Here is a 14,781-nt window from a genome sequence, read left to right on the forward strand (position 1 = left end):
TGCCACTTGTTCAGAGTAATGAATTGTTCTTCGATACCGGATTACACTCATACTTTGGATTTAGTGGTGGCACTCGGAGGGATACCGAGTGCCTTTTTCTTCCTTTTTCCAACCGATTATCCCGTTAATTATCAATCCGCTAAATCCAAAGTAATGAACAACAAGAAGAAAAACGAGGGTCAGACCGACTTTTCCTATTACGGTCTGTACCTGCTGGACTATCTCCGCACGAACAAGTTTGAACAGGCTGACGACACCGCTTTCATACGGGAACGGGCCGACCGTGCCGCCGAAACGTATGAGAGGGCACGGCTTGAAGGCTATCCCGCCGATGGTGCGCAGGAACTGGCGATGGACACGCTGCTGCGCGGGCTGCATTATTCCCGTTACGCCATCCTCCGCGAAGTCGTGGAAAACGAGTTTGCCGATGAAGTGCCGGAAGAGAAGCGTGAAGCCTTTGTCCTGAAACTGCTGCCGCTTGTCGGCAACGTGTTCTCCGTCTATGACCTCTCGGATGACAATTTCGCCCTGTCTTCCGATTACGACCTGCTCTACACGGAGCTGACGGGAGCAACCGTCCTTTACTTAGACGAATATGGCGTTTAACCGCAAACAGAAACTGCGGGACAACATCGAGGCGATACGGACGGCATTCATCCTTGACAGGGAAAACAGGACAGCGACAACCGAAGAGCGTGCCATACTTCAAAGGTACTGCGGTTTCGGCGGTCTGAAATGTATCCTCAACCCTGCAAAGGAACTGACGGATGCCGTCCGGTGGGCGAAATCCGACCTCGAACTGTTCGCCCCGACGGTGGAGCTGCACAGGCTTATCCGTGAGAACAGCAAGGACGAAACAGAGTACAAGCGGTTTGTGGATTCGCTGAAAGCGTCCGTGCTGACCGCTTTCTACACCCCCAAAGAGATAACCGACACCATCGCGGACGTGCTGGCAGATTACAGCGTCCGCCCCGCCCGTATGCTCGAACCGTCGGCAGGTGTCGGCGTGTTCGTGGATTCCATGCTACGGCACAGCCCCAATGCGGATGTGATGGCTTTCGAGAAGGATCTGCTCACGGGTACAATCTTGAGGCATCTCTATCCCGACCAGAAAATGCGCACCTGCGGTTTTGAGAAAATCGAAAGACCGTTCAACAATTATTTCGACTTGGCGGTGTCCAACATTCCGTTCGGTGACATTGCCGTGTTCGACGCGGAGTTTCAGCGGAGCGACTCTTTCGGCAGACGCTCCGCCCAGAAAACCATCCACAACTATTTCTTTCTCAAAGGACTGGATGCCGTGCGTGACGGCGGTATCGTGGCGTTCATCACCTCGCAAGGGGTATTGAATAGCACCAAGACCTCCGTGCGTAACGAGCTGTTCAGTCAGGCCAATCTGGTATCCGCGATACGCCTGCCCAACAACCTGTTCACGGACAACGCGGGGACGGAGGTGGGCAGCGACCTGATTGTCCTGCAAAAGAACCTCAGCAAGAAGGAAATGTCGCAGGACGAGCGGCTGATGACCGTGATACAGACGGACACGAAAACCGACCTGACCGACAACGCCTATTTCATCCACCACCCGGAACGCATCGTGCATACGACGTCGAAACTTGACACTGACCCCTACGGGAAGCCCGCTATGGTTTATCTGCACGAGGGCAAGACCGCAGGTATCGCCGGGGACTTGCGCCGGATGCTCAACGAGGATTTCCATTACAGGCTCGCCATGCGTCTGTATTCGGGAACAATCTGGCAGTCGGGAACGGAAGAAAAGGTTACCGTTCAAAAGGAGGCGGAGCGTCCTGCTATAAAATTGGAAACGGTATCTTCGGCGCAGACGGTGGAAACTCCGACGGAAAAACCGCAACCCGTTGAGGAAAAACCGGAGATAGAGCCACGTCCGAAATATTCTGACGGGGTGCAGCTCTCCTTGCTCAACCTCTGGGGGATGACGGAAGAGGTCAGCCAACCGAAAACCTCCAAAAAGAAAAAGACGGTGAAAAAGGCAGTTACGGCAAAGTCCACTCCGCCCAAACCGAAAGTCACGGTTACACCGACAGCTCCAACTGCAAAACCCGCTATGGAGAATAAGGAGGTGAAAGCGGAGAACACCGCCAAGCCTGCCGACCCGGACGACATCTATGCAAAGCTGGACTGGGAAACCAATCCTCCCATCAACGGCTTCTACGAGATGATGATGGAACTCACGCCGGAGCGCAGGAAGGAACTTCGGGAGCTGGCAAGGCAGCATAATGAAAAACATGAAAACAGAACGGTTGCGACGATCACGCCGGAAGTACCACGTGAACAACCCCGGCAGGAGGAAACACAGCCGGAAGCAGTCGCCGCACCTGCTGTTACCGATGCTCCACCGGAAACGGTGGCTACTTCCCTTTTTCCCGACATCGAACCGGAAAAGCCGAAGGAGGAAGTCGCGGACCTTACGCCGCGTGCCTACCATCGCACGCCGGAGATGCACCTGCGCGAAGGCTCGCTGGTGGCTGACCGGGGGCGTCATAACATCGGCTATCTGAAGGACATCACGCCATACGGGGCTACATTCCAGCCGCTCGACCTGAAAGGATACCAGAAGGAAAAGGCGTTGTTGTATGTGTCGCTGCGTGACGCCTACGAGCGTCTGTACCGTTATGAATCGCTCCGGCGCGAGGCAAATGTTCCGTGGCGAGAGCATCTGAATACCTGTTACGATGAGTTTGTCATGCGCTACGGCAACCTCAACGCCAAGCAGAACGTGAAGTTAGTGATGATGGACGCGGGCGGGCGTGACATCCTTTCGCTGGAACGGGTGGAGAACGGAAAGTTCGTCAAGGCGGACATCTTCGAGCATCCCGTTTCCTTCTCCGTGGAGAGCCATGCCAACGTAGGCTCTCCCGAAGAAGCCCTGTCCGCGTCGCTCAACAAATATGGCACGGTCAATCTCGACTATATGCGGGAGATAACCGACAGCACGGCGGAGGAGTTGCTCACAGCCCTGCAAGGACGCATCTATTACAATCCGCTCGTGACCGGTTACGAAATCAAAGACCGCTTCATAGCCGGGAACGTGATAGAGAAGGCGGAACGCATAGAGGCTTGGATGGGCGAAAACCCCGAAAGTGAGCGTATGCCGGAAGTGAAACAGGCGTTGGAGGCTCTGAAAGATGCCGAACCGCCGCGTATCGCCTTCGAGGATCTGGACTTCAATTTCGGGGAACGCTGGATTCCGACGGGTGTCTATGCCGCCTACATGAGCCGGCTGTTCGACACGGAGGTGAAAATCGCCTATTCCGCAAGCATGGACGAGTTTTCGGTTGCGTGCGGCTACCGCACCATGAAAATCACGGACGAGTTTCTGGTAAAGGGGTATTACCGGAACTATGACGGTATGCACCTCTTGAAACACGCCCTGCACAACACCTGCCCCGACATGATGAAGTCCATCGGCAAGGACGAGCATGGCAACGACATCAAGGTGCGCGACAGCGAGGGCATACAGCTCGCCAACGCCAAGATTGATGAAATCCGCAACGGTTTCTCCGAATGGCTCGAAGAACAGTCGCCGCAGTTCAAGGAACGGCTGACGACAATGTATAACCGCAAGTTCAACTGTTTCGTGCGCCCGAAGTATGACGGCTCGCACCAGACCTTCCCCGACCTCAATCTGAAAGGCTTGGCAAGCCGGGGTATCAAGAGCGTCTATCCCTCGCAGATGGATTGCGTCTGGATGCTGAAACAGAACGGCGGCGGAATTTGCGACCACGAGGTGGGAACCGGCAAGACGCTGATAATGTGCATCGCCGCGCATGAGATGAAGCGTCTGAAATTGGCACATAAGCCGATGATTATCGGGCTGAAAGCCAACGTTGCGGAGATTGCCGCCACCTATCAGGCGGCATATCCCAACGCACGTATTCTGTACGCTTCGGAGAAGGACTTTTCGACCGCCAACCGTGTGCGCTTCTTCAATAATATAAAGAACAACGACTACGATTGTGTCATCATGTCGCACGACCAGTTCGGCAAGATACCGCAGTCGCCGGAGTTGCAGCAGCGCATCCTGCAAGCGGAGCTTGACACGGTGGAGGAAAACCTCGAAGTGCTGCGGCAGCAGGGAAAGAACGTGTCGCGGGCTATGCTGAAAGGTCTGGAGAAGCGCAAACACAACCTTGAAGCGAAGCTGGAGAAGGTGGAACATGCCATAAAGTCACGCACGGACGACGTGGTGGATTTCAAGCAGATGGGCATCGACCACATCTTCATAGATGAGAGCCACCAGTTCAAAAATCTGACGTTCAACACGCGCCATGACCGTGTGGCGGGACTGGGCAACAGCGAGGGAAGCCAGAAGGCACTGAACATGCTCTTTGCCATACGCACCATACAGGAGCGCACGGGCAGAGACTTGGGAGCGACCTTCCTTTCGGGTACTACCATCAGCAACTCGCTGACGGAGTTGTATCTGCTGTTCAAGTATTTGCGTCCGAAGGAGCTGGAACGGCAGGACATCCGATGTTTCGACGCTTGGGCGGCGATATTCGCCAAGAAGACGACGGATTTTGAATTTAACGTGACGAACAACGTGGTTCAAAAGGAGCGTTTCCGCTACTTCATCAAGGTGCCGGAACTTGCCGCCTTCTATAATGAAATCACGGACTACCGCACGGCAGAGGACGTGGGCGTAGATCGTCCCAACAAGAATGAGATACTGCACCACATACCGCCCACGCCGGAGCAGGAGGACTTCATACAGAAGCTGATGCAGTTCGCCAAGACTGGCGATGCCACACTTCTGGGCAGGCTGCCGCTTTCGGAAACGGAGGAAAAGGCGAAGATGCTTATCGCCACCGACTACGCCCGCAAGATGGCACTCGACATGCGCATGATAGACCCGCATTATGAAGACCACCCCGATAACAAGGCGAGCCACTGTGCCAAGATGATCGCGGAGTATTACCAAAAATACGACGCGCAGAAAGGCACGCAGTTCGTTTTCTCGGACTTGGGGACATATCAGCCGGGCGACGGGTGGAACGTCTATTCGGAAATCAAGCGCAAGCTGACGGAGGATTACGGCATACCGCCAAGCGAGGTGCGCTTCATTCAGGAGTGCAAGACCGACAAGGCTCGGAAGGCGGTGATAGACGCCATGAATGCCGGAACGGTGCGTGTTCTGTTCGGCTCCACCTCCATGCTCGGAACGGGTGTGAACGCACAGAAAAGGTGTGTGGCAATTCATCATCTCGATACGCCGTGGCGACCGTCCGACCTGCAACAGCGTGACGGACGCGGAGTTAGAGCCGGAAACGAAATTGCCAAGCATTTCGCCGGGAACAACGTGGACGTAATCATCTACGCGGTGGAGAAGTCACTGGACAGCTACAAGTTCAACCTCCTGCACTGCAAGCAGACTTTCATCAGCCAGCTCAAAAGCGGTGCTATGGGGGCGCGTACCATCGACGAGGGGGCAGTGGACGAGAAATCGGGCATGAACTTTTCGGAATATATGGCGTTGCTATCCGGCAACACCGACCTGCTGGACAAGGCGAAACTTGAAAAGCGCATCGCCTCGCTCGAAGGGGAACGCAAGTCGTTTAACAAGGGCAAGCGTGATTCGGAGTTCAAGTTAGAGTCGAAGACGGGCGAGTTGCGTAACAACACGGCTTTCATAGATGCCATGACGGAGGACTGGAACCGCTTCCTTTCGGTGGCGCAGACCGACAGGGAGGGCAACCGCCTTAATATAATAAAGGTGGACGGTGTGGATTCCGCCGATGAGAAGGTTATCGGAAAGCGTTTGCAGGAGATAGCGAAAAACGCCACTACGGGCGGGCTTTACACACAGGTCGGAGAACTGTACGGTTTTCCGATAAAGGTGGTGAGCGAGAGGATACTCAAAGAGGGATTGGAGTTTACCGACAACCGCTTCGTGGTAGAGGGGAACTACAAGTACACCTATAACAACGGACATCTGGCAATGGCTGATCCGATGGCTGCCGCCCGAAACTTCCTGAACGCGATGGAGAGGATACCCTCCATTATCGACCAGTACAAGGCGAAGAACGAGGTGCTGGAGAGGGAGATACCGCAGTTGCAGGAGATAGCGGGCAAGGTGTGGAAGAAGGAGGACGAGCTGAAGCAGCTGAAATCCGAACTTGCCGCCCTTGACCGAAAAATACAGCTGGAACTTGCGCCGCCCACGCCCGAAGTCGCCGAAAAGGAGAAAGAAGGGCAACAGGTCAAGCCGGAAGCGGAAGATGTGAGGAACAGGCAGGCGCAATATCCCGAAAATGCACCGCCGCAGATACGCAGTCCGGCGGATAGTATCGTTGCCAACCATGTCATAATCGGGCGTCCGGGACTGTATGCCAAGGAGGAAACCCGGTTCAAAGGATTGAAAATATAACCTTAGGAATTTTATCTGAAGTATTAATAAGGGCTATCCCAAAAGGTCTAAAAGTAAATTTTATCCTTTCTGCAAGTATCTGTAGGATGGCAACTGCATTTTTTTCTTTTTGGGCAGCCCTTATTAAAATTTATTCTTATTTTAGGTTATATACATTCATGTCCATTTATGTAAAAAATCCTGCTGACCTTGTTTATGTCTTGTCAGTCACCATTTGCAAAACCATATTTGACCCTCAAAGAGGCTGAATTTGATAAGCAACTTGCTACATACTCATAATAAGGAGCTAAATAGAACACGAATGGGAAATACTCAAATGCCAAACTAAAGAAGATATTGGCCAAAATAAACGCTATACCGAGAGAGAAACTTGATTTTTCAACTTCCTAAAACAGTGTTGTTCAAACATTTCTACTTATTTGTACTTACCAGTTGAACCTACGTTTCCCTAATAAAATGTCTATGGTAAAAAGTTAAAAAATCCTCCTACTTTTGTTAGATATATTTTTTTGTGTAATTTTGTAATCGTTATGCGGCAGTAATAATATACATATTAATACGAGTTAGGAATCCTGTAGTTCTCATATGCTACGAGGAGGTATTAAAAGGTGCGTTTCGACAATGCATCTATTGTAGTATATTATTGCTTAATCCAAATGAATATTATAAATTTAGGAATTCTTGCTCACATTGATGCAGGAAAAACTTCCGTAACCGAGAATCTGCTGTTTGCCAGTGGAGCAACGGAAAAGTGCGGCTGTGTGGATAATGGTGACACCATAACGGACTCTATGGATATAGAGAAACGTAGAGGAATTACTGTTCGGGCTTCTACGACATCTATTATCTGGAATGGTGTGAAATGCAATATCATTGACACTCCGGGACACATGGATTTTATTGCGGAAGTGGAGCGGACATTCAAAATGCTTGATGGAGCAGTCCTCATCTTATCCGCAAAGGAAGGCATACAAGCGCAGACAAAGTTGCTGTTCAATACTTTACAGAAGCTGCAAATCCCGACAATTATATTTATCAATAAGATTGACCGAGCCGGTGTGAATTTGGAGCGTTTGTATCTGGATATAAAAGCAAATCTGTCTCAAGATGTCCTGTTTATGCAAAATGTTGTCGATGGATCGGTTTATCCGGTTTGCTCCCAAACATATATAAAGGAAGAATACAAAGAATTTGTATGCAACCATGACGACAATATATTAGAACGATATTTGGCGGATAGCGAAATTTCACCGGCTGATTATTGGAATACGATAATCGCTCTTGTGGCAAAAGCCAAAGTCTATCCGGTGCTACATGGATCAGCAATGTTCAATATCGGTATCAATGAGTTGTTGGACGCCATCACTTCTTTTATACTTCCTCCGGCATCGGTCTCAAACAGACTTTCATCTTATCTTTATAAGATAGAGCATGACCCCAAAGGACATAAAAGAAGTTTTCTAAAAATAATTGACGGAAGTCTGAGACTTCGAGACGTTGTAAGAATCAACGATTCGGAAAAATTCATCAAGATTAAAAATCTAAAAACTATCAATCAGGGCAGAGAGATAAATGTTGATGAAGTGGGCGCCAATGATATCGCGATTGTAGAGGATATGGATGATTTTCGAATCGGAAATTATTTAGGTGCTGAACCTTGTTTGATTCAAGGATTATCGCATCAGCATCCCGCTCTCAAATCCTCCGTCCGGCCAGACAGGCTCGAAGAGAGAAGCAAGGTGATATCCGCTCTGAATACATTGTGGATTGAAGACCCGTCTTTGTCCTTTTCCATAAACTCATATAGTGATGAATTGGAAATCTCGTTATATGGTTTAACCCAAAAGGAAATCATACAGACATTGCTGGAAGAACGATTTTCCGTAAAGGTCCATTTTGATGAGATCAAGACTATATACAAAGAACGACCTGTAAAAAAGGTCAATAAGATTATTCAGATCGAAGTGCCGCCCAACCCTTATTGGGCCACAATAGGGCTGACTCTTGAACCCTTACCGTTAGGGACAGGGTTGCAAATCGAAAGTGACATCTCCTATGGTTATCTGAACCATTCTTTTCAAAATGCCGTTTTTGAAGGGATTCGTATGTCTTGCCAATCCGGGTTACATGGATGGGAAGTGACTGATCTGAAAGTAACTTTTACTCAAGCCGAGTATTATAGCCCGGTAAGTACACCTGCTGATTTCAGACAGCTGACCCCTTATGTCTTCAGGCTGGCCTTGCAACAGTCAGGTGTGGACATTCTCGAACCGATGCTCTATTTTGAGTTGCAGATACCCCAAGCGGCAAGTTCCAAAGCTATTACAGATTTGCAAAAAATGATGTCTGAGATTGAAGACATCAGTTGCAATAATGAGTGGTGTCATATTAAAGGGAAAGTTCCATTAAATACAAGTAAAGACTATGCATCAGAAGTAAGTTCATACACTAAGGGCTTAGGCATTTTTATGGTTAAGCCATGCGGGTATCAAATAACAAAAGGCGGTTATTCTGATAATATCCGCATGAACGAAAAAGATAAACTTTTATTCATGTTCCAAAAATCAATGTCATCAAAATAATGGAGCGGTCAGGAAATTTCTATAAGGCAATACAGTTGGGATATATACTTATCTCCATTCTTATCGGATGTATGGCATATAATAGCCTCTATGAATGGCAGGAGATAGAAGCATTAGAACTTGGCAATAAAAAAATAGACGAGCTCCGAAAAGAAATAAACAATATCAATATTCAAATGATAAAATTTTCTCTATTGGGTGAAACAATACTGGAATGGAACGATAAAGATATCGAGCATTACCATGCACGGCGTATGGCAATGGACAGTATGCTTTGCCGTTTCAAGGCCACCTATCCAGCAGAGCGCATCGATAGTGTGCGCAGTCTTTTAGAGGATAAGGAACGACAGATGTTCCAGATAGTCCGGTTAATGGATGAACAACAATCTATTAACAAGAAGATAGCCAATCAAATTCCGGTTATTGTGCAGAAAAGTGTGCAGGAACAGTCCAAAAAGCCAAAACGAAAAGGTTTCTTGAGCATCTTCGGCAAAAAAGAGGGAACGAAGCCAACGACAACAACGACTACGCTCCGTTCATCCAATAGAAACATGGTCAACGAACAGAATGCGCAGAGCCGTCGATTGTCAGAACAAGCCGATAGTCTTGCTGCCCGTAATGCAGAACTTAACAGACAACTGCAAGGATTGATTTGCCAAATCGAAAAGAAGGTGCAATCTGATTTACAAAATAGAGAAAGCGAGATAACAGCCATGCGTAAAAAATCATTTATGCAGATAGGCGGCTTGATGGGATTTGTTCTTTTGCTGTTGGTCATTTCCTATATCATCATACACCGTGATGCAAAGAACATTAAACGATACAAACGCAAGACAACGGATTTGATCGAGCAATTGGAACAGTCCGTGCAACAAAATGAGATACTCATAACCTCCCGAAAGAAAGCGGTATATACTATTACCCATGAGTTGCGTACACCACTGACGGCAATAACCGGCTATACCGAACTTTTGCGGAAAGAATGCAATAGCGGTAATAATGGGCAATATATCCAAAATATACTGCAATCCTCCGACCGTATGCGGGATATGCTCAACACTTTGCTTGACTTCTTCCGCCTGGACAACGGCAAGGAACAGCCCCGTCTGTCACCCTGCCGGATTTCTGCAATCACGCACACACTTGAAACGGAGTTCATGCCTGTTGCCGTGAACAAAGGGTTGTCCTTGTCCGTGAAGACTGGACACGATGCCATTGTATTGACCGACAAAGAGCGAATAATACAAATCGGGAATAACCTGCTGTCAAACGCTGTCAAGTTCACAGAAGAAGGCGGTGTTTCTTTGATTACTGAATATGATAATGGAGTTCTGACACTGGTCATTGAAGATACAGGTACAGGCATGACAGAAGAGGAACAGAAACAAGCGTTCGGTGCGTTTGAACGTCTATCAAATGCCGCTGCAAAGGAGGGTTTCGGGCTTGGGCTTGCCATAATGCGTAATATTGTGTCGATGCTTGGCGGAACAATCCGTTTGGACAGCAAGAAAGGGAAAGGCAGTCGTTTCACAGTTGAAATTTCTATGCAGGAAGCTGAAGAACAGCTTGGATATACAAGCAATACACCTGTTTATCATAACAATAAATTCCATGATGTTGTCGCCATTGACAATGATGAGGTATTACTTCTAATGCTGAAAGAGATGTATTCCCAAGAAGGAATACACTGCGACACTTGCACCGATGCTGCGGCACTGATGGAAATGATACGCCAGAAAGAATACAGCCTGTTGCTGACAGACTTGAATATGCCTGGTATAAACGGTTTCGAATTGCTGGAACTGTTGCGTTCGTCCAACGTGGGCAATTCACCAACAATCCCGGTGGTTGTGGCAACCGCTTCGGGCAGTTGTAACAAAGGGGAACTATTGGCAAAAGGCTTTGCCGGATGCCTGTTCAAGCCGTTCTCCATATCGGAACTGATGGAGGTTTCCGACAGGTGTGCCATAAAAGCGACACCGGACGGGAAACCGGACTTTTCCGCCTTATTGTCCTATGGCAATGAAGCCGTCATGCTGGAAAAGTTGATAACTGAAACAGAAAAGGAAATGCAGGCGGTACGGGATGCAGCAAAAGAAAAAGACCTGCAAAAGCTGGATTCCCTGATCCACCACCTGCGCAGTTCGTGGGAGGTGCTCCGTGCCGACCAACCGCTGAATGTACTTTACGGATTGCTTCGTGGCGATGCTCTCCCGGATGGTGAAGCGTTAAGCCATGCCGTGACTGCTGTGCTGGATAAGGGAGTGGAAATAATACGGTTGGCAGAAGAGGAAAGGAGAAAATACGAAGATGGATAAGACAAAAATAATTGTGGTGGAAGACAACATCGTGTATTGCGAATATGTCTGCAATATGCTGTCACGGGAGGGCTACCGCAATATGAAGGCTTACCACCTCTCAACCGCGAAGAAACATCTGCAACAGGCAACAGATAATGATATCGTGGTTGCCGACCTGCGTCTGCCTGACGGCAGTGGCATAGACCTTTTGTGCTGGATGCGAAAGGAGGGAAAGATGCAGCCCTTCATCATTATGACCGACTACGCCGAAGTTAATACCGCCGTGGAAAGCATGAAACTCGGCTCGATAGACTATATTCCCAAACAGCTTGTGGAGGATAAACTTGTCCCCCTGATCCGTTCCATACTGAAAGAACGTCAGGCAGGACAACGCCGTATGCCTGTATTCGCCCGTGAAGGTTCCGCTTTTCAGAAAATCATGCACCGGATAAGGCTGGTAGCCGCCACCGACATGAGCGTGATGATATTTGGTGAGAACGGCACGGGTAAGGAGCATATTGCCCATCTGTTGCATGACAAGAGCAAACGTGCAGGCAAGCCATTTGTGGCGGTGGACTGCGGTTCACTCTCCAAAGAGCTTGCACCGTCGGCTTTCTTCGGACACGTCAAGGGAGCGTTTACAGGTGCGGACAATGCCAAGAAAGGATATTTCCATGAGGCGGAAGGCGGCACGCTTTTTCTGGACGAGGTAGGAAACCTCGCGTTGGAAACCCAACAGATGTTGCTCCGCGCCATACAGGAGAGGCGGTATCGCCCGGTCGGAGACAAGGCAGACCGGAATTTCAATGTCCGCATCATCGCTGCTACCAATGAAGATTTGGAAGTAGCGGTGAATGAAAAGCGTTTTCGGCAGGATCTTCTGTACCGCCTGCACGACTTCGGGATAACCGTTCCTCCGTTGCGTGACTGTCAGGAAGACATCATGCCGCTGGCAGAGTTCTTCCGTGATATGGCAAACAGAGAGCTGGAGTGTAGCGTGAGCGGGTTCAGTTCCGAAGCACGTAAAGCGTTGCTGACACACGCATGGCCGGGCAACGTGCGGGAACTTCGGCAGAAAGTTATGGGTGCTGTATTGCAGGCGCAGGAAGGTGTTGTCATGAAAGAGCATCTGGAACTTGCCGTGACGAAACCGACCTCTACTGTCAGCTTCGCCTTGCGCAATGACGCGGAGGATAAGGAGCGGATATTGCGTGCGTTGAAACAGGCAAACGGCAACCGGAGTGTCGCCGCAGAACTGCTCGGCATAGGCAGGACAACACTATACAGCAAACTTGAAGAGTATGGACTTAAATATAAATTCAAGCAATCATAGCCCGTAATTCACTGAATTTGGCTATCTTTGCATAACATTTGAGAAAAACGGCGATTGGCAGGAGCTTTTCGCCGCCAACATATAGGATAAGACCGCAAGGCGTTTCAAGCGAAAATCTGGTAAATTGGAACTACGGAGACGATTGCGTGATGCTTATGCTATGCTTACGCATAGCGTGCATTCACGTACTCTCCGTAAAGGCTTTACCAGAGCCATCGCTTGAAGGTAGTGTGAATTGCACGCTACTTTTTTACCCTTGCCTAACGAAAGGAAACGATTATGGGTAAAGTTCAGATTCTCGCCGTACTGACGATGGACGGATGTCTTTCTTCAGAGTTATATGATAAAGCACATCAGGATTTGTGCCTTGACCGTTGCGGTCTTGATGAAATCAGGAAGAAAGCCCTTTACCGTGTGACACCGGACTATTCCATTTCAATGCTGCACGAATGGAGAAAAGACGGCACAAACATCCGTTACCTCGCGGAAGCCACACTGGATACGGCAGATTATATAAACGGACTACTGCGTATGCACGCTGTGGATGAAATCATACTATACACCGTTCCTTTCATATCCGGAAGCGGACGACATTTTTTTAAGTCGGCTCTGCCAGAGCAACACTGGACGCTTTCCTCCTTGAAAAGCTATTCCAACGGTGTATGTCGCATTATCTATATCCTTGATAAAAAAGCAAGATAGCCAAAATGTGCGGCAAGCATACATTTCTATTTTCAGGAATAGAATAAATGTTCTGATTACAAACAATTTAAGTCGGAGATAATTTGTCCTTGTGAAAAAATATTGAATTTTATACCTCTGAAATCCAGTACTTTGTAAAATTGAGTGTTGGATTTTTTATTTTCTGCCGCGTTTTTTGCCAATTATATTCATGTGCGCACGCAGAAAACAAAGTGTAATTTTCAAAATTGACAGAACCATGAATTATTTCTTGCTGGCGGAAACCGACTTTTTCCGCCTGATAAACGAAGCCGGTGACTGCAATATGGAAACGGCATACACGGCTTTTGCCACCCAAGTGATCGAACTGTGTAACGGTAGCATGGACGCGAACCTTACCGTCATCGCGCTTGCCTACATCGAAATCGAGTTGCAGCACCATCCCGTGCGCAACCTGTCAGAAGAAAAGAGAGAGATTGCCGCCTATGTCAGCAAGGCCCTGTCTTTCGTGAGGAAGATGCAGAAATTCCTTGCCACGCCCCAAGTGCCGCCACTGATATCCGCCAACAACACAACAGAAACCGCCACCAGCCTCCTGCAATGGACGGGCAATGCCATCGACCTCGTGGAACTTATCTACGGCATCGACGAGATGGGCTGCATCAACAACGGCAACATGCCGCTCAAACAGCTTGCCCCGCTCCTTTACAAGATATTCGGGGTTGAGTCGAAGGACTGCTACCGTTTCTACACCGATATCAAACGCCGGAAGAACGAAAGCCGCACCTACTTCCTTGACAGAATGCAGGAGAAATTGAACGAGAGGATGCTGCGCGATGATGAGTTGGATCGTATGAGGAGATAAAAAACAAATTCATTAGAATAAATCACATCAATTCAATTCATTATTTTGTTATATTAGAAAAAGATATTAACTTTGCATTGAAATTGATATAGTCATAATTCAGATGAACTCAATACACGATATAACAGACTACATTATCTTACGAGTAAAATCGGAAGATAGATTTGCGTCTTTAATAAATTTAAAGTTGCAGAAGTTATTGTATTATGTTCAAGCATGGTCTTATGGTATCAATAAAAAACCTATGTTTGACGGCGAGTTTGAAGCATGGATTCATGGTCCGGTAAATCGAGAAATCTACAATCGATTTAATTCTACAAAATATCTCTATTCAGAAATCAATATTGATGATTGCATGAATCACAATGTGAGTTTATCATCAGAAGACGCTGAATTCATTGACTTTATATTGGAGAATTATCTTAAATATAGCGGTGCTGAATTAGAACGATTGTCCCACAATGAGATGCCTTGGATTGAAACACGTGGAGATTTAAATGTAAATGAGCGTTGTGACAAGGTTATTACTCCAGAACTAATGATTGAGTATTATGGGAAAAAATGGGAAACTATTAAATCTTAATTCAGATTCTCCTAAATACGGAAACAAA

General features: G+C 48.0%; 8 protein-coding genes. All 8 read left to right on the forward strand.

The window, feature by feature from the left end; genetic code table 11:
- Nucleotides 1-18: 18 nt before the first annotated feature.
- The 8 genes from HMPREF9447_RS13635 to HMPREF9447_RS13670 all read left to right on the forward strand — a co-directional run bounded on the left by HMPREF9447_RS13635 (nucleotide 19) and on the right by HMPREF9447_RS13670 (nucleotide 14,753).
- Nucleotides 19-606 (forward strand): DUF1896 domain-containing protein, encoded by a 588-nt coding sequence (locus HMPREF9447_RS13635; protein ID WP_004291461.1) that lies wholly within the window; start codon nucleotides 19-21, stop codon nucleotides 604-606.
- The gene (locus HMPREF9447_RS13640) at nucleotides 596-6,409 is read left to right on the forward strand and encodes an N-6 DNA methylase (protein ID WP_005790817.1); all 5,814 of its coding nucleotides are present in this window, start codon (nucleotides 596-598) and stop codon (nucleotides 6,407-6,409) included. Before HMPREF9447_RS13635 ends, HMPREF9447_RS13640 begins: the two co-directional genes overlap by 11 nt.
- A gap of 656 nt (nucleotides 6,410-7,065) precedes the next feature.
- Nucleotides 7,066-8,991, forward strand: a complete 1,926-nt coding sequence (gene tet(Q) / locus HMPREF9447_RS13645) for a tetracycline resistance ribosomal protection protein Tet(Q) (protein WP_009127153.1) — start codon at nucleotides 7,066-7,068, stop codon at nucleotides 8,989-8,991.
- Nucleotides 8,991-11,309 carry a hybrid sensor histidine kinase/response regulator gene (locus HMPREF9447_RS13650; RefSeq protein WP_004348456.1) on the forward strand — a complete coding sequence of 773 codons (2,319 nt, stop codon included), beginning with the start codon at nucleotides 8,991-8,993 and terminating at the stop codon, nucleotides 11,307-11,309. Before tet(Q) ends, HMPREF9447_RS13650 begins: the two co-directional genes overlap by 1 nt.
- On the forward strand, nucleotides 11,302-12,624 hold the full coding sequence (locus HMPREF9447_RS13655; protein WP_004293870.1) for a sigma-54-dependent transcriptional regulator: 1,323 nt from the start codon (nucleotides 11,302-11,304) through the stop codon (nucleotides 12,622-12,624). Before HMPREF9447_RS13650 ends, HMPREF9447_RS13655 begins: the two co-directional genes overlap by 8 nt.
- A 279-nt stretch (nucleotides 12,625-12,903) precedes the next feature.
- Nucleotides 12,904-13,326, forward strand: a complete 423-nt coding sequence (locus tag HMPREF9447_RS13660; RefSeq protein WP_004293871.1) for a dihydrofolate reductase family protein — start codon at nucleotides 12,904-12,906, stop codon at nucleotides 13,324-13,326.
- Nucleotides 13,327-13,564: 238 nt separating this feature from the next.
- Nucleotides 13,565-14,170 (forward strand): RteC domain-containing protein, encoded by a 606-nt coding sequence (locus HMPREF9447_RS13665; protein ID WP_004293872.1) that lies wholly within the window; start codon nucleotides 13,565-13,567, stop codon nucleotides 14,168-14,170.
- 103 nt (nucleotides 14,171-14,273) lie between these two features.
- Entirely contained in the window at nucleotides 14,274-14,753 is a 480-nt protein-coding gene (locus HMPREF9447_RS13670) for a Panacea domain-containing protein (RefSeq protein WP_004293873.1), read from the forward strand.
- The last annotated feature ends 28 nt before the right edge of the window (nucleotides 14,754-14,781 follow it).

Source organism: Bacteroides oleiciplenus YIT 12058, assembly GCF_000315485.1.
In the GTDB taxonomy this organism is placed as follows: Bacteria; Bacteroidota; Bacteroidia; order Bacteroidales; family Bacteroidaceae; genus Bacteroides; species Bacteroides oleiciplenus.